Raw genomic sequence first — 21,297 nt, 5'->3', positions numbered from 1 at the left:
TAATACGGGATAAACGAGAGAGGATTTTCATTTGAGAATCCTCTCTTTTATTGTTGTATACTTATGATAAATATTTTGCTGAAGAAAGAAGGCATACTACATGGTATCTATTTCAAATCAACTAAAAGAAAAACTTATTTCCATGCGTCGACATTTACATGAGTATCCAGAACTATCATATGAAGAGTTCGAAACAACAAAAGCAATAAAAAATTGGTTAGAAGAAAAAAATATTACTATCATTGATTCCAATTTAGAAACAGGAATTATCGCTGAAGTGTCTGGTAATAAAAACGGACCAATTGTAGCAGTTCGTGCTGATATTGATGCTCTTCCTATTCAAGAAGAAACACATTTGTCCTATGCATCTAAAGTACGAGGGAAAATGCATGCTTGTGGACACGATTTTCATACAGCTGCTATTTTAGGTACTGCTTTCTTATTAAAAGAAAGAGAATCTTCCCTAAATGGAACGGTTCGCTTCATATTCCAACCAGCTGAAGAAAGTAGTAATGGCGCTTGCAAAGTTATTGATGCTGGACATTTACGTAATGTGCAAGCGATTTTCGGCATGCATAATAAACCTGATTTACCAGTAGGTACTATTGGCATTAAAGATGGTCCACTGATGGCCGGAGTTGATCGATTTGAAATTGAAATTCACGGAGTTGGTACACACGCGGCTGTACCAGATGCTGGCGTAGATCCTATTGTCGCATCCTCTCAAATTGTGATGGCACTGCAAACAATTGTAAGCCGAAATATAAGTTCATCTCATAATGCGGTTGTTAGTGTCACAAATATTCATGCAGGAAATACGTGGAACGTGATTCCTGAAAAAGCTACATTAGAAGGTACTATTCGCACGTTCCAAGCTGAAACACGTGAAAAGATTCCAGCACTCATGGAGCGTATTATTAAAGGTGTATCTGATGCATTAGGTGTAAAAACGGAATTCCGTTTTTTTTCAGGTCCTCCTGCTGTTCACAACGATAAAGCTCTTACAGACTTATCTACTCAAGTTGCCACAAAGATGAATCTTAATATCATCTCACCTAGTCCGTCAATGGCTGGAGAAGATTTTTCATTTTACCAACAGGAAATACCAGGTTCATTCGTCTTTATGGGAACGAGCGGTACACATGAATGGCATCATCCTGCTTTTACAATTAATGAAGAGGCACTGCCTATAAGTGCAGAATACTTTGCTTTACTAGCCGAAAGAGCACTTAAACAATTCTCATAAAAAAAGCCGTTCAAAGTGCATCTCAGCACCCTGAACGGCTTTTCTTATTAAGTTAAATCACGTTTTAAAAACACAGTATATGAAATACATAAAAATACGAACAAATAAAGTAGTAACATACATGATGCAAACGGGAATGTTACTCCATCAATAAAACTTCCATTCTTTGAAATACTATATAAATCTGTGTTTGCTGGCAATAAATATTTCGCCCAGTTATATCTAGTGGCTGCTAATAACGCAATATTGCCTGATAAAGCAAGGAATAGTGAAATACCAATTGCACCTCCACTAGATCTCGTTAACACAGAAATCATAAATGCAAACGATGCATACACAACCGTTGGTAACCATGATAAAACATAATATTTACTTGCTTCCACAAAAATATTTTGTTTTATTATATTTCCATCTTGGAAAATAAACTCACTCCATGCAGGCTGTTGGAATTTATAAATAACAAGTCCACATAAAGCGGAGAAAATCATATTAAATATAAACAATAAAGCTGCAAATATAACGATTGCTAAAAACTTTGCTGTTAAAATTTTAAATCGACTCGCCGGACGGATTGTTAAAAATTTATATGTTCCCCAGCTATATTCATTCGCAAAAATTGTACTTGCATACACGAGGATAAATGGGAGCAAAATTGGAAATACGATAAAACCTGTATCTCTCATGAAAGAAAGTGGAGAACTGCTTGCCGGTGCTGTATCCGTATCTAAATGCTTCATCTTAAGCTGGTATTCTTTTACAAGCTCATCCCCTGATTTTTCTGCTAAAATAGCTTCTTTTTTCATGCCAAGCTTTTTCTCAATTTCTACAGTACGTTCTGTATAATCTACTTTCCATCCTTTTGTTTCCGGTTCAAAATACTTTACCGTAACCCATCCTAATCCGATTATTAATACTGCAATAACTGCAAATGGAATAATCGTTCGCTTCCGCTTAAATATTTTATACAGTTCATTATATACTAAATTAAACAATATCTTTTCCCCCTGTTAATTCTAAAAATTGCTCTTCTAACGTTTTTCTTTCTTCATATACACGATACACTTGAATATTTTTCTCAAGCAATGTACGAATAACATTTGGGATTTCTTCATCTTTTACATTAATAAGTAATTCATTATCTTTTACTAAAACATCATGCCCTAATATTTCCGCTGCTTTATTCGCATCATCTACACGTATACGGATCGTCTCCATCTCTTCGCTTTGGCTATGCTGAATATTTTGCGTAGCCACATATTCCCCGTGCTGAATAATGATAACTCTGTCACACATTAATTCAACTTCTGAAAGTAAGTGACTTGATACAAGTACAGCTTTTCCTTGTTCATGTGCAATTTTTTTTATGTACATTCTCATTTCATGTATTCCACTAGGGTCTAATCCATTTGTCGGTTCATCTAGTATCAACACGTCTGGATTGTGAATAAGCGCCTGAGCGATTCCTAAACGTTGTCTCATGCCGAGTGAATACGCTTTTACTTTGCGATCAATTACTTGTCCCATCCCTAACAATTTCACTACTTCATCGATACGTTCTTCAGTCACATTACCATTCATTCGTCCGAAATATGTTAAATTTTCATAGCCACTCAAAAAAGGATAAAATTCAGGTGTCTCAATTACCGCTCCAATTTTCGCAGCGGTTTTTTCGAATTGCTGTTTCACAGATTGACCATCAATCCATACTTCACCTTCTGTCATACGGATCATACCAACCATCATTCTCATTAAAGTCGTTTTTCCAGCACCGTTTGGTCCGAGTAAACCGACAACCTCGCCTTTTTTCACTTCAAAACTAATATTTTGTACAAGTGTCTTTGATCCGATTCGCTTCGTTAACCGATCGACTTTTACAATTGATTGTTCATTTGTCATTCTATACAACCTTTCCTTCCCATTCTTTGTCAGGTCTTTTCACTGTAACATGATTATTTTTATGTGTAAAATAGAAAAAAGCATGATTTCTCATGCCCTTTCTTTAAACCGCAACGAATTTTCACCCTTTAAACTTCGAACAAATCGATAACATTGCATCATCGATATTAAAACGACAGTCATAATAATTATACTAATAATTACAACTGCATATATTGTAATTGGCGCACTATTTATTCCTTGTATCCCTGCGATTTTCATAAAGATAACCGTGAATAATTTCAAAAATAGCATCCCATTAATTAATCCGAAAACAAATGCTGCTCCATAAATGAATAATTGCTCCTGACATAATACACATAGTACCTCTTTTCTTTTCATATTTTCTGCTACATAAGATGTAAACTCCTCCCTCCTCACATGCAAAAGAGAGTACATCATTTTATATGTAGTAAAAATACATATGAAAATTAATACAATAAAAAGTGTGTAAAAATACATTTGAAATACAAATGCATCCCCTACTTTCAAAATAGCTCCTTCATTAAATTGTAACGATATCATAAAAAACAAAATCATAGTACTCATAGCAATCCACATAAATTGCTTCATCCTTTTGGTAGCAAATGTTCTAATATTTTTTCTCGCTAACCGACATAAAGACATAACATTCTTCCCCTACCTTATTACATACACATTCTATACTACTAGTGTATAAAAATATGACATTTTAAACATCGCACTACAATCGGAATTTCTTCTAAGTCTTTAGTCCTAGAAAACGAAATGATAAAAAAATCACATTTAGAATATAATTGTAAAAAGGAGGAGATTGCATGCGTATAAAATTACTATCAATCTTGTCTTTATTATTACTCACAAGTTGTAGCCAACTAAAAAACAATGAAATTGCCATTGTTGAGCCATACAAATTAACAAAAGAGCAAGCTTCTATTTTACAAATGACTCCTTTTCAAGAAAGAAATAGCATGTTTTATAACGTTACGCTTAAAAATGATAAAGATGAAATAAATGCTACAATTGATTATTATAACAATGGTAAAAAAACAAAAGAAATTGCTAATATAGCTACCTCACATTTTTCAAAAAAGAAAGTAAAGCTCTCTTTTTTACCACCACATTTCCAATTCGATAAAGATATACAAGAAAAAAGGCAGTGGTATATGAATATTGAAGGTGGTTCAACGCTTGTTCATGAAGAAGAACCACGAAGCGTAAATAGCTCTGCAACTACTACAATTCAATCTATAAAAAATTTAAAATACAATCAAAAAACAACTTTAGCTGCTGTAATTCAAACCAGTAAAGAAACTGTAAGCGTTCCTACCATTGATGAAGAAACAGGTATTGATTTACTCTTAAAAGAAAATGAACACGTTTATCTATTTAGTATCGAGCTAAAAAAAGAACAATAAAGCGGAAATGCAACTTAAGTTGCATTTCCGCTTTATTGTTTAATAAGGTGTACTTTTATGGATTTGAATTAAATCCATTTTCTGTTACTACTATTATTCATCTTCTACTTCTATTCTTTTCTTCTCTCTTGCAATTTTTAAAAACTCTAGCAGCTCTGGATTACTATTCATTTTTTTGTAAGCCACTGACATTTCTGCCACAAAATTAGAATCATATAACTCTTTATATACAACTTCTGTTTTATATAACTTATTTGCCGATACGGGTATTACTGTAATTCCAATCCCTGCTGCTACAAGCCCCATAACTGTTTGATACTCTGTTGCTTCTTGTACAATGCGTGGACTAAATCCAACTTCTCTGCAAAGAGATAAAATTGTATCATACAAAGCTGGCCATACTGGTCTCGTAATAAATACAAACGGCTCATCTCGTAAATCTTCTATATGTATTTCATCTTTCTCTGCAAGTGGATGTGCCTTTGGTAAACATAAGGTGCAAGATAACCTTTGAATTGGCTCTAATTCTAATAATTGTGTTGGAATTGGTGGACGTAAAAAGCCAATATCGATACGGTTATCATGAAGTGCATGAACTTGATCTGGTGTTGACAATTCATGTAATGCAACAGACACTCTCGGAAATTTCTTTCTATATTCCCTAACAATTGATGGTAAAATATCATATATCGCCGCACCTACAAAACCAATTGAAAGTGATCCTACTTCTCCCCTTTGTGCACTTTGTGCAACTTCTACTGCTTTTTCAATTTGTTCAAACGCTTTTTTTACTTCTTTTAAAAACATTTCTCCTGCTTCTGTTAGTTCAACCTTTCTTTTCGTTCTTGAAAATAATGTAACTCCCATTTCTTTTTCTAATTGCTGTATTTGTTGACTAAGTGGTGGTTGTGTCATTTGTAAACGAGCAGCTGCCCGTCCAAAGTGTAACTCTTCTGCCACAACAACAAAATATTGCAAATGCCGTAATTCCATTTTTGGACACCCTTTTCACTTTCGATTAATACGTCTAATATATTAATACCATATAATTTATATATTAGACAAATATTTCGAATGAACGTATAGTAGAAATTGTTAATTCTTTTTTACAATTTTTATGTAAAAAAAGAAAGAGGTGGTTACTGTATGAAATGGTGGAAGTTAAGCGGACAAATTTTATTACTATTTTCTTTCGCTTGGACAGGTGAATGGATTGCAAAACAGGCACACCTCCCAGTTCCAGGAAGTATAATCGGTATTTTTTTATTATTAATTTCATTAAAATTTAACCTAGTTAAAAAAGAATGGATACAGGACGGAGCAGATTTTTTATTAAAAGAACTTATTTTATTTTTCATCCCTTCTGCAGTCGCTGTCATACGTTACAGAGATACACTAACACAATATGGAATCGATCTCATTTTAATTATTATGATTAGCACTCTTTGCGTTACCTTAGTTACAGGACTTTTAACAGAATTGCTACTAAAGCGGAAAGGATCAACGCAATGATCGGATTTCTTTGTTTACTATTAACACTATTCACATATTGGATATCAAAAAAAATGTATCAACGTTGGAATTGGAGTCTACTTTCTCCTCTTCTCGTCTGTCCCATTATTTTAATTGCTTTATTGCTCGGATTAAATACACCTTATGAAACATATGAATCTGGTGGTCACTGGTTAACTGAATTATTAAAACCCGCAACAGTTGCTTTTGCATGGCCAATCTATAAATACTTTGATTTATTAAAGAAACATGGAATGGCTATCTTACTTAATGTCATTGTCGGTTCGTTTTTATCAGTCATTACTTCAGCACTACTAGCAAATTATTTTCAAATTGATTCATCACTAGAACATAGTTTAGCTCCACATATCGTAACAACACCAATCGCAATGGCTATTTCAGAAATGATTGGTGGCATGTCACAATTAACTGCTGTATTTGTCGTTTTAACTGCCTTAACAGGAGCATTGCTCGGTCCTTCTCTCATACGTATTTGCCGTATTAAAACAGCAATCGCAAAAGGTATTATGTTAGGAACAAGCGCAAATGGAACCGGTACATCAAAAGCATTCGAAATCGGTCCTGTGGAAGGAACAATTGCAAGTTTATCTATGCTTTTAACAGCAGGCGCTAGTTTAGTTATCGTTCCGCTTTTCTTGTCTTGGATACATTAAAGAAGCAAGTATTTACATACTTGCTTCTTTATCTATATATTGGCACAGCAATTCATAATCCTCTGGAAAAGCTAAACACAATTGTTCAACTTCATGTATCCCTTTCCAAGCAATTTCATGTATTAACTCATCAGGATCTTGGATTTTCATATTACCGCCTATTTGTTTAACAAAATAATAATGGACATACACTGGAACACCGTATGTAATACCCTCTTTTTCATATATTTTATTTACAACTTCCACATTGTAACCTGTTTCTTCCCAAACTTCCCTAATACAACATTCTTCTAGTGTCTCTCCCTTTTCAAGTCCTCCACTTGGGACAGACCACCTTTTTTCTTCTCCCTCTTTTCCCTGCAGTACCATTAAAACTTCATTTCTTTCATTTACACATACCGCTGCACTACCTATCCATCTCTCCATAAACATCCCTCCCCTACTAAAATTCGCCCTCTTTATTATTTTCCCCTTGAAAAAAAGAGGAAAATAATAAAACAATGACGAAAAATTACATCAACTTCATAGACAATCCCTTTTTAGAAATTAAAACTGGAAGGATGAAAATATGATTTCTAATTATGTTGTGGAATGTGTCTTTTGTGAAAAAAATCGAAAGCCTCGCCAAGCTATTGTCACCGTTCCCGCCACTACTCAGCTACTAGCCATTGAAAAAGTGCGTGCAGAATGTAAACGTCGTTTCGGAAAAGCTTTATTATTACAAACAGAAATTAAAGAAGAAATAGTTTTTGAACAAAAAGAAAGCTGACCATCAATTGGTCAGCTTTCTTATCCGATCATATTTTCACATGAAGATTAGGGGCATCCTCTTTAAGGATCGGGATTTTCCCATTATGTACGTTCCATAATGGTCATCGAACAATATATTTCTATGCAATTAACTATTGAATAGAATAGGGCAAAACTTGTTCGCATTTTTAGAAAAGGGATAGGGATATAATTCAAGTAGTACTTCGAATACTCGAACTTTACACTCATAATATTAAAACAAATCCTTTTATATGGGAAATATGAATTACCTACATAATTCATTCGTAAAATATATTAATAGTTTGCTATATTAATTTTATCCCGCTATTTGTAAGCAGTACCCCCCTGCTTATTATAATTTCACTTTATTCCATCAATAGCATACATCCAGCTAAAACCGGTGTCATAATCATCGAAAACCTCAAAAGCATTCGCGGTGCATAATTTGTAAACTTCGCGCCAATATATGCCCCTAACATGGTCCCAATTAATACTTGCAATAACAATATATAATCTAAATATCCTTCCGAACTATATCCTAGCCCGCCTCCAATTGCAATCGGTAATATAACAAGCATCGTTGTCCCTACAGATTGCTGAATCGTTAGTCCCAATAGAACCATTAATCCAAGTTGAATAAACGGTGCAGAACCAATCCCAAATGAACCAGCCATCATTCCAGTAACTAATCCAAGGCATATACATTTCAACAAGTAGTTAACGGGAAACTCTTTATGTTTATATAAAGACGACTGTTCTTTGTTTTGGAACATAATTAATTTAATAAACATAAAAATTGCCGATAAAAATAACATCCCAGCTGTAAACCAATGAAGAAGATGAGCTGGTATAAGTGAACCAAATTTAGAACCAATATAAGAGCCAATTGCGCCAAATCCCCCAACAATCCCGCCTATAATAAGTGCTACATTGCCTTCACGGTAATGACTGACAACACCTGATAATGTCGTAAACGCCATTGCGGTTAAAGATGTTGCAAGAGCAACATGAATAGGAATATGGAATACTAAAGTGAGTATCGCGATAATAAACCCAGCTCCTCCAGCTCCAACAAATCCTAATAAAATACCCATTACTAACATTGTTATAATAATTGCCACAGACTTTCCCTCCAGTAACACAATTATCCATCATATTTATCCTTACATACAAATAAAAAGCATCCTAAACGGATGCTTTTTATTTCAATGATATGTACTTAATCTTGATTAATCAAAATAACCGCTGGACCAGCGACTACTACTCCAGCTACTTCTATCTTTTCAAATTCCTTTACTGTAATAGATATAACTCCTTCTCTTTCCATCAATTCTTTACTCAGGACATCAGTCGGGATTGCTTTCACCGTCTTACCTCCTTTTCATTTATACAATATGATAAAGTGAAACTTTCATCAGTGGTTTTTTTGTCCGTACTTATTGATTATTAACCCTCAGCAATCGGGCGAATAATCACCCAATGCATCTATATATATGCATCACCTCCGCTTTCATTCCTTATTCCACTCAAAAACCTTCTCCCCCTTCCGTGACATATTGAAAAATAAAAAAGAAGCTATAACATATAGCTTCCCTCCACGTTTCTTTAATCTTTATACACCGTATATTCCATAACTTTACCATCTCTATCAAATTGTAAAACAAGCTGTTCGCTATCTATTGGAATAAAGCCACGTTCAGTCCCAAGATAATACAAAGTGATAACTCCTTCTTCCCCACTTCTCGTTTCCGTTGGGGCTCCTAACAATTGTGTAATTTCTTCATTTGATTTCCCTATTAATTTATATTTTTGTAATAGATCATCTACCATATGTACCCGCTTATCTGCATGATTTAACCATCTATTCTGATTAAACTTTGATGTATATTCATTTACACTTAATTGTACAGTGCACACTATTAATGGTATGAGTGCTACTATTAAAACCCCCAACATTTGCTTCTTTTCTTCATTACGATTTTTAGAAACATATAAAATAACCCTTTGAATCATGACTAATAAAACAAATGGTATGAATACTACAAAAATGCTCCTTACACTTAAGGGTATATGGACCATATCAATGACGAATATAAATACAATGTACATTACTATATACAAACAAAAATAGCCATACAAAATGCTACGCAGCATATCGTTCAGAAAGATCTCCCCTTTTAACTCACTATATAGTTCATCCAGCTAATCATTTCTCGAATCTGTTCTAATTCTTGCTCTGTATATACTACTGTCCCTGTTAAGATTTCATTTCTGAAGAACGTTACAATTTGCTCCCGATCTTTTAATCTAGGTGTTTCCTCACTAGAAAGGTCTACTATTGCTTTTCCATTTTTATTATAAAAATATACAACTGGTTTTACCTTTTCTTTTATACTATTAGCCTGCATTTCATTCAAACAATTGTATAAAATTTTAGATAGTTTCTTCGCCTTATATACTGGATTCCCTTCATTTTTCACTTGTATAGTTGACGAATCTTTACCTACTATATATTCAAATGTCTCTTCTTTATCAACTTCTTGTTGATACTTACCCATTTCATCAATCATAAATGAATATATACCAGCATTTTCTTTCGTTAAACCATGAATTAATTTCTCGTTCCATTCTTTCGTCTCCAGTAGATAAATACCAGTTTTGCACAAGATGAGATGATGGATTCTATTATCGTTTATTTCACTATTATTTTTAATAAAAACATTCGGCATGACTTGAATTTCAGTATCTAATATGATACCTTGCTCTATGAATCCTCGCTTCATATAATGTAATGTTTCGTACGTATTCATTTCAGCACCGTTTTTAGTATATGCTCGTAAATTTGCAATTAATTTTTGAAACATATGTATTTCGTTATTATGTTTATTTTGCATTTCACTACGTTCTTTACTATGCTGCATAGCTAATTGATTTTTCATCATACGCATATTTTCAATTTCTCTATTTGCACTTACTTGTAAATCATTGTATTTTTTCTGTTCCATATTTTTTAAATTATTTTGTTGTTCTTTATGCTCTATCACTGTAGCTGCAATTTCATTTTTATACGTTTCAATCGCTTGTTTCTTTTCAAATTCTACTTGCTGACTCTCTGATTCTAACTGTTTATTTTTATAAAACAGCACAAATGCTACAGCTAATAATATTAAAATCGCACCTATTAGCACATAATTCATATTTTTACTCCTTTATTTCATTTTCGATTATTTTTTATAAATATTTCTACTATAGTATACTATGGTTTCGATATAGACTTTGTAAAAGTTGTATATTTTTAATAAAAGGCACCTCTGACGGGGCACCTTTTATTTTCACTCTATTGTACACCATACTGAATATAACTCGAATCGTAGTATATCCATTGATTTGTCCCTAAGCAAAGCCATCCATCTTGCTTACTCCATACTCGATACGATTCACCCTGATGTAACTATCTTATAACATTTCCATTTAATGATGGAGCATCACGCAAATTTACATTATCACCAGTAATAGTCGCCACATAATGTTTATACTGAATATAACTCGGATCATTATATACCCACTGATTTGTCCCTAAACAAAGCCATCCATCTTGTTCTCCCCAAACTTCATATGTTTCGCCACGATTCAATTGGCGAATTATACTAGACTGTAAAGATGGTCCACTTCTCAAATTCACATTATCTCCATTAATTATAGCAACCCCGTACACTGGAGTTGCATTATTAAGCGGGGAAACATTACCTCCACCACTTGCTCCATTCCCTTTTAAAGCTTCTAATGAAACTGCAGCTGATACATCACAATTTCCTACGCCTGAAATTTGTCCAGAATCTGTGTACTGCCACGCTGTCCATCCACCAGCATCAGCAGGCGTTGTACTCGAGTATTTAGCAATCCAAAGCGGTATATCACTTAATCCGCTAATTCTGAACTCATTAATATACCAAACTCCTGTATATAACATTACATCTTTTCCAGTAGCCTGTTTCACATAATTTATGAAGCTTCTTGCCCAATTCGATATAGCGTTACCAGTTAAATTACTGTTGCTCGGATCTGTTGGTGATTCTAAATCCAGAACTGGCATTAAGTCTGTCTGGTTACTTTGTAATATACTCACAAAATATTTCGCCTCTGAAATTGCATCATTTTGTTCTGGACGTGCAAAATGGTATGCACCAATTAATACATTCGCACTTCGGGCTGCTTGTACATTTTTAGTAAAAGTAGGATCAATGTAGTTTACACCTTCTGTCGCTTTTGCATACGCTGCTGGAATTCCAGATGCCTTCACTGCATTCCAATCAATATTCCCTTCCCAATGAGACACATCAATAAACGTAACATTTGAACTTGATCTGTTTTACATATAAAATCTCCTATCAATTTTTTTACTTCGTATACATACAATATGTACAAGTTTCATAAGAGGACACGACATTTATGCTATAGAAACAAAGAGTAAACATATTTTGTATACAAAATAAAAAAGACCTTGTGTTACAAGGCCTTTTGCAAACTCACTTTATTTTGTAGCAAGTACATATTATAATACAAACCTTGCTCACTTAGTAATTCTTGATGTGTTCCTCTTTCTACTATCTCCCCATCATGCATCACAAAAATTTGATCTGCATCTTGAATTGTAGATAACCTATGCGCAATGGCTATCGTCGTTCTACCTTTTCGCATTTGTTGCAACGCTGTTTGAATAGCCTCTTCTGTTTCTGTATCGATATTAGCTGTTGCTTCATCTAATACTAATACTTTCGGATTCGTTGCTATCGTTCTAGCAAAAGCAATTAATTGTCGTTGACCGCTTGAAAATGCTGCACCTCTTTCTACTACTTCTGTTTCATACTGTTTTGGTAACTTTTCAATAAACGTATTCGCTTGCACAAATCGAGCAGCTTCTTTTACTTCTTCATCCGTAATTTCTTCATTATACATACGAATATTTTGCTTTACATTTCCAGCAAATAAAAATGCATCTTGCAATACGAGTCCTATTTTCTTTCTAATTTCTCGTTCTTCAAATTTTTCTAAATCTACACCGTCTATTACAATATTTCCTGACTTAATATTATAAAATCGCATTAACAAATTCATAATCGTACTTTTTCCGCTACCAGTATGCCCAACAAAAGCAACCGTTTGCCCTTGTTTCACGTGAAATGATACATTTTTTAAAACGTCACGCTTTCCATCATATGAAAAAGTAACATTTTTAAATTCAATATCTCCATCCACGACTTGAGGATTCTCATTGCCTTTTTGAACCGGTGCTAAATCTTTCTCGTCCATTAAATGAAATACACGTGATGACGAAACAAGTGCCTGTTGGAAAAAGGACAATTTCATCATCATCTCATTTACAGGTTGGAAGAAACGATGTATATAGTTAACAAAAGCATATAAAACTCCTACTTCAACAGGGCTCTTTAAAGCATCAATCCCAAATAAACCTAGTACTAACGCAATAGCTACAATATGCACTAAATCCGTAGCTGGTCGTAAAAGTAATGCGTCTAACTTCAAAGTACGTCGCCCTGCACTATAATGTTTATTATTCACTTCTTCAAACTCTTTTCTCATACGTTTTTCTTGTCTGAACACTTGAACAATATTCATTCCTTGTATGGACTCGTTCAACTTTGCATTTAACACGCTTAGTTGATTACGTACTTCTAAATAAAAAGCTGCACTTTTCCGGCGATATAATACCATAATCGCAAACATTATCGGAATTAATACGAGAGAAAATAGCGCTAATTTTACATCTAATAAAAACATCGCTACTAAAATGCCTACTAAAAAGACTACATTTTTCACAAATGTTGATAATACACTGACATAAAAATCTTTAATCGCTTCCGTATCATTCGTTATACGAGATACGAGCGTACCAATTGGCGTACGATCAAAGAAACTTAATGACAGCTTTTGAACATGTTCATATACTTCAACTCGCATATCTTGAACAATCTTAAAAGCAATGTTCTGAAAGTACAATAGATTTAAATACGTAAATAATACTTTTAATAAATGAGCAACTATGTAAATTACAAATAAAGTAACGAGCGCTGATCGTTCAAAATCCCGCGGTACTAGGTGTTCATCGAGGAATTGTTTAATTAAAAAAGGACCCATCATTTCCGTTACTGTCGCACCAACTAAAAAGATAAATGCTAAAGATAGCAACCCTTTATATGGCTTCATATAGGAAAGCAATCTACTTAAATCACTTCGCTTCTTCTCTACCATCATACGCCTCCTTTCTCGACTAAAGCTTCTAATTGCTGGCTTTCATACATTTCCTTATACCAGCCGTTTTCCTTCATTAATTCCTCATGTGTACCTCTTTGTACAATTCTACCTTCATCAACAACAAGAATAAGATTGGCATGCTGAATTGCACTTAATCGGTGTGCAGTAATAATCGTCGTTTTCCCTGCTCTTTCCCTCTTTAAGGCACTTAAAATCGTCTCTTCTGTTTTTGCATCTACTGCTGATAAACAATCATCCAAAATTAAAATTTCAGCATTTGTTAATAAAGCACGAGCAATAGAGATTCGCTGTTTTTGACCACCAGATAACGAAACACCTCTTTCCCCTACTACTGTTTCATATCCTTCTGAAAATTGGAGGATGTCATTATGAATACAAGCAATCTCTGCAGCTTCGGTAATTTCATTATATGTAGCATCCGCCTTTCCAAAGGCAATATTCTCACCAATACTTGCTGAAAATAAAAAATGATCTTGCGGCACGTATGAAATGGCAGAACGGACACCATGAAGTGTTATATCTCGAATATCTCGCTTCCCAATTTTTAATTCACCATTAAAATGATCATACTCACGGATTAAACATTTTAATAAAGTCGTTTTCCCTGCGCCTGTACGTCCTACAACTCCTAGTGTTTCACCCTTCTTCAAATCAAAGTGAATATCGGTTAAATGTAACAATTCATTTTTCTTATACGAAAATGAATCAACGGCAAACGAAACATTACCGCTCGCTATTGTATGTACAGCATTTTCGCTATTTACTACATCTGATTTTTGTGAAAGAATTTTTTCTACACGGTCATATGATGCACGCCCACGCTCCATAATATTGAACAACCACCCAAACGCTAACATTGGCCAAACGAGGGTACCTAAATATGTCGTAAATGTAACGAGATCACCTACTGTTAATTCACCTCTTACAACTAATACCGATCCATAACATACTGCGATTAAAAAAGAAAATCCAACGATAAGAGAGATTGTCGGATCAAATAACGAATCAATACGTGCAACTAACACATTTTTATGTACAACATCTTCTGATTTTTTTCGAAACGCCTGCAAATCTTCTTTCTCTTGTCCAAGAGACCGGATTACCTTCATCCCACTCATACTCTCTTGCACTTTATCATTGATTTCCGAAAACGATTGCTGTGCTTTATGAAACCTTTTATGTAATAACGTTCCATAATAATTTGTCGAAATGGCTACAATCGGCATTGGAATTAAACTTAATAATGTTAACTTCCAACTAATTGTAAAACCCATCGCTACGAGTACACATCCTCCGACAGCTAATGAGTCAACAAGCGTCAAAACACCCGCTCCAGCAGTTTGCTGGATCGCTTGAATATCATTGGTCGCATGTGCCATTAAATCACCTGTTCGATTTGACTGATAGAAAGATGGACTCATCTTTGTAAAATGTTCATATAAATTTTTTCGTAATTGGCGAGCTAATTTTAATGAAGACCCGAAAATCATAATACGCCATATGTAACGTAATATGTACATCGTAATACCTACAATTACTAATAATACAACCCATTTTAGTAACTTATCGGTCGTCAATGTTCCATCATTAATTTCATCTACAACGATTCCAATTACTTTTGGTGCTACAAGTTCTAGAAGTGCAACGCCAAACAATAAAATAATTCCAGTTATGTACGCTCGTTTTTCTTGTTTAAAAAACCACGCTAAATTCATAAATACTTTCATTTTTTTCCTCCTCCCTTAAAATGAGCGATGTTTTCAGTTTACCAAAAATACAGAATTTTTAAAAGTTTTAAAAACTATAACTAACAAAAAGAAAGACACTCTTAGCGAGTGTCTTTTAGCGCTTATTTCATTTGTTGCTTGTTCATCGCGCTCATCATTTGATTGATTTTCTTTTGGGAAGGTTTTTGTCCCATTTGCATCATCATCATTTTTAACATTTGTTCGTTAATTGGTGGATTTTTTTGTAAGTAATTCATCATGTATTTGCGGGCAATGAAAAATCCTAACGCCACGCCTGCTACTAGTGCTACTACGCCCACTAGAATACCTAACCAAATTGGCATATATTTTCCTCCTTCATGTTGTCTACCTTACAGTGTACTAAAACCTTTTCAATAAGACAAGATACAATTTGACATTTTTTACACATATGTTCGTACTTGTTTTAGAGGATTCAGCCATCCGTACTTTGTATTTTCATAATCCATTGCTAAAAATGTTAATTCACACTTTCTTAACACCTCAAAGAATGTCGTTTCCATAGAGACATTTCCAGAGGTATTCATACGAATATAGTGCGGTTTCACCATTATTTCGCCGTACTCCGCTCCCGTATAAAGTGTATGTGTATGATGTGTTCTATCATATTTACCAAGAACGCGCAAAGCTTGTTCTAATTTATGATGAATTTTCATTACTTGCAATGGCATCGTTATATACATCATTTGCTTATATAACACTTTTTTCTCCGAAAGGGACCCAGATTCTGAGAATCGAGCAAATAAATCAAAAAACAAATATTCACGACCAAAATAAGCTTTCGCAATATCCTCTTGAATTAAATACAATTCATACGTTTTCATTTTTCCACTCCCAATCTGGACAACCTTTTCTCTTCATTATATATAAGAAAGTTTGCAATGATTGTCTGACTGCGGAGAGATAAAAAACTTTTTCTGTCGAAAAAACTCATTTACATAGAAAAACCTCTCCATGCCGGAGAGATTTTTCTGAAATCATTAAAGCATTTCTTTTACTTTACGAACAACGTTCTCTACAGTAAATCCATACTCTTCCATAATCTTCTCACCAGGAGCAGAAGCACCGAATGTATCGATACCTAACACATCTCCTTCAAGACCTACGTAACGGTGCCATCCGAATGTAGCACCCATTTCAATTGCGAAACGTTTTGTTACTGCTTTTGGTAATACAGATTCTTTGTACTCTGCAGTTTGAGCTTCGAAGCGATCCATAGATGGCATGCTGACAACAGCTGCGTCAACGCCGTCTACTGCTAATGCTTTTTGAGCTTCAACAGCTAGGCTTACTTCAGATCCAGTTGCAAGTAAGATTACATCAGCCGTTTCTTTCTTGCTTGCCGAAACTACATATGCACCTTTTGCTACTTTTTCATACGTATCTTCTTTTGCACCTTCTAATGTTGGAAGGTCTTGACGAGTTAATACTAAAGCAGTTGGTTTGTTTGTAGATTCTAAAGCTAGTCTCCAAGCTGCAACAGATTCGTTACCATCAGCAGGACGGATAACAGAAACATTTGGCATTGCACGAAGCGCTGCTAATTGCTCGATTGGTTCATGCGTTGGACCATCTTCACCAACAGCGATACTGTCATGTGTGAATACATACGTTACTGGCAATTGCATTAATGCTGCAAGGCGAATTGCTGGGCGTAAGTAATCAGAGAATACGAAGAACGTACCACCGTAAGTTTTTAAACCGCCATGTAGTGCAATACCGTTCATTGCTGCACCCATTGCGAACTCACGTACACCGTACCAAATGTTTTTACCGCTGTAATCATCTCTTGTAAAGTCTTTTTCGTTATTCATGTATGTCTTGTTAGAACCAGCAAGGTCAGCAGATCCACCGAAGAATGATGGTACAGACTCTGCAATTGCATTAATTACAGCACCAGAAGAATTACGAGTTGCTGCTTTTGATCCTAATTCATAAGTTGGTAAGTTTTGCTCCCAACCTTCTGGAAGTTGACCGTTCATTGCTGCTTGGAATTCGTTTGCTAATTCTGGGTATGCTTGCGCATATTCACCTAGCATCGTGTTCCACTCAGCTTGCGCAGTTTCACCAACATCTTGTACTGTTTTACGGAAGTTGTCATATACTTCTTCTGCTACATGGAAGTCTTGCTCAGCAGTCCAAGCATATGCTTCTTTCGTTAATTTTGTTTCTTCTACACCAAGTGGAGAACCATGTGAAGCTGATTTTCCTGATTTGTTTGGAGAACCGAAACCAATTGTCGTTCTTACTTCAATTAGCGTTGGGCGTTTTTCGTCAGCTTTCGCTTCTTCAATTGCTTTCGCGATTGCTTCAATATCGTTTCCATCCTCAACACGGATTACTTGCCATCCGTATGCTTTGTAACGATCTTCTACACTTTCAGAGAATGAACGATTTAAATCGCCATCTAATGAAATATCGTTTGAATCGTAAAGCACAACAAGACGACCTAATTGTAAATGAGCAGCTAATGAAGATGCTTCAGCAGAAACGCCTTCCATTAAATCTCCATCACCACAAATAGCGTATGTATAATGATCTACTACATTATACGCATCACGGTTATATTTAGCAGCTAAATGTCTTTCTGCCATTGCCATACCTACAGCAGTTGCAATACCTTGTCCAAGTGGACCAGTCGTTGCATCTACACCAGCTGTATGACCATACTCAGGATGTCCTGGAGTTTTGCTTCCCCATTGACGGAAGTTCTTTAAGTCATCCATTGTTACATCATAACCAGATAGGTGAAGTAGGCTGTATAATAACATTGAACCATGACCTGCAGATAATACGAAACGATCACGGTTAAACCACGTTGGGTTATTTGGATTGTGTTTCATAAATTGAGTCCATAATGTATAAGCCATTGGTGCTGCACCCATTGGCATTCCTGGGTGACCAGAGTTTGCTTTTTCAATCGCATCGATGGATAATGTGCGAATCGTGTTGATAGAAAGTTGTTCGATTGAATGTGACATGCTATTCTTCCCTTCGCTTATATTAGTAAACGTTTTATACATTTATATGATAGCTTCCCACGCAAGATTATACAACATGTATCGACAAATATGTTGATGTTTTTTTGATTTTTTATAAAAAAATCAATGATTCCGGGAATGTATGGGTATTCAATATGACATACTTTTTCATTATTTTTATTTTAAAAAGAAAGGGAATTATCTGTATATTTATACAAATTTCTTCTATACTTACGTTTTTAAAAACATAAAAAAGCATCTAACTTCGATGCTTTTCAAATAAGTTAAACAATCCTTTTCCGAATCGAACTTGAAATCAAATCAATTATAATTACCATTAAAATGATACCTAATAAAATAATCCCAACACGAGACCAATTGCGTGAACTCAGCGCAAAAATTAGAGGCGTACCAATACCACCTGCTCCAATAACACCTAAAATGGCAGCAGATCGTACATTAATTTCGAACCTGTATAACGTATACGATAAAAAATCTGGTAATACTTGTGGCAATACTGCATACCAAAGTATTTGAAAACGGTTTGCTCCTGTTGCTAGTAACGCTTCCGTCGGTCCATTATCTATGTTTTCAATTCCTTCTGAATATAGTTTTCCTAACATTCCAATAGAATGTAATCCTAAGGCCAATACTCCTGCAAAAGAGCCTGGACCAACAGCTTTTATAAATAAAAGAGCCATAACTAATTCAGGAAACGTACGAACAAAACTAAGTACAAATTTCCCAGATCCTGAAGTTAATTTTCCACTACTCATATTCGTTGCCGCCCAAAAGGCAAACGGAACAGATAAAAATGCAGAAATAAATGTACCTAATATCGCAATTGCCAACGTATCAATTAATCCATGTAATAAATCTTCACCATCTGGCAAAGATACATACGACCAGTCTGGATTCAATATCCCTGTCATAATTGCTTTCGTGATTTCACCTGCTGTGTCCTTTATCCCCTCTAATGGCACTCCTGAAAAGGCCCATACATATACAACTGTAAGTGCTATTAAAATAATCCAGCGATATATACTCGGTTTCTTCGGTTTTGGCACAATCATCGTCGTTCTATTCATTATAGTTTCTCCCGCAACAATGTACTAATGTAGTCAATTAACAAAACAACAATAAGGGTATAAATAATTATAGATGCAGTTTGTTGATATTGTAAAAATCCAAGTGTACGATCATAATATAATCCAATACCACCCGCTCCTACTAAACCTAAGACAGCTGCTGCACGTACGTTCACCTCAAATGTATACAGAACATAGGAGACAAAATGTGCTTTCACTTGCGGAATTACCCCATAAACAATCCATTGCACTTTATTTGCTCCTACTGCTGTCATCGCCTCTAACGGGCCTGGATCAATTGATTCAGTTGACTCATACAACAATTTCGCCACGAGCCCAATTGAGAAAAAAGTAAGAGCTAAAATACCTGGAAGTGGTCCTATTCCAAAAATAGCTACGAAAATTGCCGCTAATAATAAATCTGGTATCGTTCGAATAAAATTTAAAATCAATCGAGCTGGACTGTATAAAAATGTACTAGTAAACACATTACTTGCCGCAAACAGTGCCAGTGGAATAGCTAAAATCGACCCTAAAGTCGTCCCAATAATCGCCATACGTATTGTATCTAACATCACTGTTGTAATAACTTGAAAATAACTCCAATCAGGTGGCACCATTTCTTTCAATAGATCTACCATATTTGGAAAACCATCTACCAGTTTTGAAAATGATGCATCTACCTGTACACTACTACTCCACAGCATTAAAATAACTAAAATAAACGTTAACATATGTTTCAATTTACTCGGCGGCTTCGGTATTTCATTTGAATATATCGTCACGTCATTCATTTTACTGCCACCTCTAATAATTCGCTTTTCTGAGCTACGTCCCCATAAATTTCAGCAAACTTTTCATCAGTTGCCTCTTCTACTAAACCATCAAAAACAATTTCGCCTGCATGTAATCCAATAATACGCGTCGCATATTGCCTAGCTAAATCAATAGAATGTAAGTTTACAATTGTTGTAATTCCAAAATCTTCATTAATTTTCTTTAAGTCATCTAATACTTGCTTTGTCGTAAGTGGATCTAACGACGCAACAGGTTCATCTGCCAATATGATTTTCGCTTCTTGCGCCAATGCTCTAGCAATCGATACACGTTGTTGTTGTCCTCCTGATAATTCATCAGCACGTGCATATGCTTTTTCTAAAATATTCACTCTTTTTAACGCTTGAAATGCGAGCTCCACATCCTCTTTCGGAAACAAACCTAACGTTGTACGCAATGTGGAATGATATCCAACACGACCAGCTAATACATTTTTTAATACTGTTGATCGCTTTACAAGATTAAAACTTTGAAAGATCATACCAATATCCCGACGCATACGTCGTAAATCTGTTCCTTTTGCAGCAGTAATAGACTCACCTTCAATCATGATTTCGCCTTCGGTAATCTCATGAAGACGATTTATGGACCTGAGAAGTGTAGATTTTCCAGCTCCAGATAATCCGACCATTACAATAAACTCACCTTTTTGAATCTTTAAATTTATATTATTCAATCCCTTTGTGCCATTCGGATACATTTTGGAAACATTTCGAAACTCTATCACACATCTTACCTACTTTCTATGTATTCAAAACGGCAAACTAACTGAAAACATCCCCTTTCAGCTAGCTGC

General features: G+C 35.0%; 22 protein-coding genes and 1 pseudogene. 5 read left to right on the top strand and 18 right to left on the bottom strand.

Features of this window, described 5'->3' with window-relative positions; translation table 11 throughout:
• The first annotated feature begins 100 nt into the window (after positions 1 to 100).
• On the top strand, positions 101 to 1,246 hold the full coding sequence (locus tag AC0OM3_RS05885) for a M20 peptidase aminoacylase family protein (protein WP_000253681.1): 1,146 nt from the start codon (positions 101 to 103) through the stop codon (positions 1,244 to 1,246).
• A 47-nt stretch (positions 1,247 to 1,293) separates the two neighbouring features.
• Here AC0OM3_RS05885 and AC0OM3_RS05880 read toward each other — a convergent pair whose 3' ends face one another.
• From AC0OM3_RS05880 to AC0OM3_RS05870, 3 genes are all read right to left on the bottom strand, one after another.
• Complete coding sequence (locus tag AC0OM3_RS05880) at positions 1,294 to 2,238, bottom strand: ABC transporter permease (RefSeq protein WP_000482759.1); 945 nt, start codon at positions 2,236 to 2,238, stop codon at positions 1,294 to 1,296.
• Positions 2,231 to 3,142 (bottom strand): ABC transporter ATP-binding protein, encoded by a 912-nt coding sequence (locus AC0OM3_RS05875; protein ID WP_000180624.1) that lies wholly within the window; start codon positions 3,140 to 3,142, stop codon positions 2,231 to 2,233. Before AC0OM3_RS05875 ends, AC0OM3_RS05880 begins: the two co-directional genes overlap by 8 nt.
• Before the next feature lie 90 nt (positions 3,143 to 3,232).
• Positions 3,233 to 3,808 carry an FtsX-like permease family protein gene (locus tag AC0OM3_RS05870; RefSeq protein ID WP_000050625.1) on the bottom strand — a complete coding sequence of 192 codons (576 nt, stop codon included), beginning with the start codon at positions 3,806 to 3,808 and terminating at the stop codon, positions 3,233 to 3,235.
• Positions 3,809 to 3,978: 170 nt separating this feature from the next.
• Between AC0OM3_RS05870 and AC0OM3_RS05865 the strand changes: the two genes are divergently transcribed.
• The gene (locus tag AC0OM3_RS05865) at positions 3,979 to 4,578 is read left to right on the top strand and encodes a hypothetical protein (RefSeq protein ID WP_001220627.1); all 600 of its coding nucleotides are present in this window, start codon (positions 3,979 to 3,981) and stop codon (positions 4,576 to 4,578) included.
• Between the two features lie 93 nt (positions 4,579 to 4,671).
• On the opposite strand, the gene alsR is transcribed toward AC0OM3_RS05865, so the two are convergent.
• Entirely contained in the window at positions 4,672 to 5,571 is a 900-nt protein-coding gene (gene alsR, locus AC0OM3_RS05860; protein WP_000423234.1) for an acetoin biosynthesis transcriptional regulator AlsR, read from the bottom strand.
• A 153-nt stretch (positions 5,572 to 5,724) separates the two neighbouring features.
• Between alsR and AC0OM3_RS05855 the strand changes: the two genes are divergently transcribed.
• Both AC0OM3_RS05855 and AC0OM3_RS05850 read left to right on the top strand, forming a co-directional pair.
• Positions 5,725 to 6,090, top strand: coding sequence for a CidA/LrgA family holin-like protein (locus AC0OM3_RS05855; RefSeq protein WP_000872376.1), 366 nt, complete (start codon positions 5,725 to 5,727; stop codon positions 6,088 to 6,090).
• On the top strand, positions 6,087 to 6,764 hold the full coding sequence (locus AC0OM3_RS05850) for an LrgB family protein (RefSeq protein ID WP_000578962.1): 678 nt from the start codon (positions 6,087 to 6,089) through the stop codon (positions 6,762 to 6,764). The genes AC0OM3_RS05855 and AC0OM3_RS05850 overlap by 4 nt, the downstream gene beginning before the upstream one ends.
• Positions 6,765 to 6,776: 12 nt before the next feature.
• Here AC0OM3_RS05850 and AC0OM3_RS05845 read toward each other — a convergent pair whose 3' ends face one another.
• Complete coding sequence (locus AC0OM3_RS05845; RefSeq protein WP_000442982.1) at positions 6,777 to 7,190, bottom strand: NUDIX hydrolase; 414 nt, start codon at positions 7,188 to 7,190, stop codon at positions 6,777 to 6,779.
• A gap of 142 nt (positions 7,191 to 7,332) precedes the next feature.
• Here AC0OM3_RS05845 and AC0OM3_RS05840 point away from each other — a divergent pair, with 142 nt between their 5' ends.
• Positions 7,333 to 7,533, top strand: a complete 201-nt coding sequence (locus tag AC0OM3_RS05840; protein WP_000625227.1) for a DUF3903 domain-containing protein — start codon at positions 7,333 to 7,335, stop codon at positions 7,531 to 7,533.
• Between the two features lie 367 nt (positions 7,534 to 7,900).
• On the opposite strand, the gene AC0OM3_RS05835 is transcribed toward AC0OM3_RS05840, so the two are convergent.
• From AC0OM3_RS05835 to phnC, 13 genes and pseudogenes are all read right to left on the bottom strand, one after another.
• On the bottom strand, positions 7,901 to 8,656 hold the full coding sequence (locus AC0OM3_RS05835; protein ID WP_000974657.1) for a sulfite exporter TauE/SafE family protein: 756 nt from the start codon (positions 8,654 to 8,656) through the stop codon (positions 7,901 to 7,903).
• A gap of 98 nt (positions 8,657 to 8,754) precedes the next feature.
• Entirely contained in the window at positions 8,755 to 8,901 is a 147-nt protein-coding gene (locus tag AC0OM3_RS05830) for a BC1881 family protein (RefSeq protein ID WP_000644411.1), read from the bottom strand.
• A gap of 239 nt (positions 8,902 to 9,140) precedes the next feature.
• The gene (locus AC0OM3_RS05825; protein ID WP_089149538.1) at positions 9,141 to 9,689 is read right to left on the bottom strand and encodes a hypothetical protein; all 549 of its coding nucleotides are present in this window, start codon (positions 9,687 to 9,689) and stop codon (positions 9,141 to 9,143) included.
• A 23-nt stretch (positions 9,690 to 9,712) separates the two neighbouring features.
• Entirely contained in the window at positions 9,713 to 10,732 is a 1,020-nt protein-coding gene (locus AC0OM3_RS05820) for an NERD domain-containing protein (RefSeq protein ID WP_474211176.1), read from the bottom strand.
• A gap of 140 nt (positions 10,733 to 10,872) precedes the next feature.
• Positions 10,873 to 11,871, bottom strand: a pseudogene (locus AC0OM3_RS05815) (GH25 family lysozyme).
• 170 nt (positions 11,872 to 12,041) lie between these two features.
• Complete coding sequence (locus AC0OM3_RS05810) at positions 12,042 to 13,805, bottom strand: ABC transporter ATP-binding protein (RefSeq protein WP_000229522.1); 1,764 nt, start codon at positions 13,803 to 13,805, stop codon at positions 12,042 to 12,044.
• The gene (locus AC0OM3_RS05805; protein ID WP_000862451.1) at positions 13,805 to 15,556 is read right to left on the bottom strand and encodes an ABC transporter ATP-binding protein; all 1,752 of its coding nucleotides are present in this window, start codon (positions 15,554 to 15,556) and stop codon (positions 13,805 to 13,807) included. The genes AC0OM3_RS05810 and AC0OM3_RS05805 overlap by 1 nt, the downstream gene beginning before the upstream one ends.
• Positions 15,557 to 15,678: 122 nt before the next feature.
• Positions 15,679 to 15,900 carry a YneF family protein gene (locus AC0OM3_RS05800; protein ID WP_001123317.1) on the bottom strand — a complete coding sequence of 74 codons (222 nt, stop codon included), beginning with the start codon at positions 15,898 to 15,900 and terminating at the stop codon, positions 15,679 to 15,681.
• 78 nt (positions 15,901 to 15,978) lie between these two features.
• Positions 15,979 to 16,419: a sporulation inhibitor of replication protein SirA gene (gene sirA, locus AC0OM3_RS05795; protein WP_000860645.1), complete on the bottom strand. Its 441-nt coding sequence runs from the start codon at positions 16,417 to 16,419 to the stop codon at positions 15,979 to 15,981.
• Between the two features lie 156 nt (positions 16,420 to 16,575).
• On the bottom strand, positions 16,576 to 18,576 hold the full coding sequence (gene tkt / locus AC0OM3_RS05790) for a transketolase (protein WP_000019769.1): 2,001 nt from the start codon (positions 18,574 to 18,576) through the stop codon (positions 16,576 to 16,578).
• Positions 18,577 to 18,860: 284 nt separating this feature from the next.
• Positions 18,861 to 19,664, bottom strand: a complete 804-nt coding sequence (gene phnE / locus AC0OM3_RS05785) for a phosphonate ABC transporter, permease protein PhnE (RefSeq protein WP_474211175.1) — start codon at positions 19,662 to 19,664, stop codon at positions 18,861 to 18,863.
• A complete protein-coding gene (phnE, locus tag AC0OM3_RS05780) occupies positions 19,664 to 20,458 on the bottom strand; it encodes a phosphonate ABC transporter, permease protein PhnE (RefSeq protein WP_001000777.1) in 795 nt (264 codons plus the stop codon). Before phnE (AC0OM3_RS05780) ends, phnE (AC0OM3_RS05785) begins: the two co-directional genes overlap by 1 nt.
• Positions 20,455 to 21,228: a phosphonate ABC transporter ATP-binding protein gene (gene phnC / locus AC0OM3_RS05775; protein ID WP_061884494.1), complete on the bottom strand. Its 774-nt coding sequence runs from the start codon at positions 21,226 to 21,228 to the stop codon at positions 20,455 to 20,457. Before phnC ends, phnE (AC0OM3_RS05780) begins: the two co-directional genes overlap by 4 nt.
• Positions 21,229 to 21,297: the final 69 nt, after the last annotated feature.

This window comes from Bacillus sp. FAU20 (genome assembly GCF_056033865.1).
This window is presented reverse-complemented; position numbering and strand designations above follow the sequence as displayed.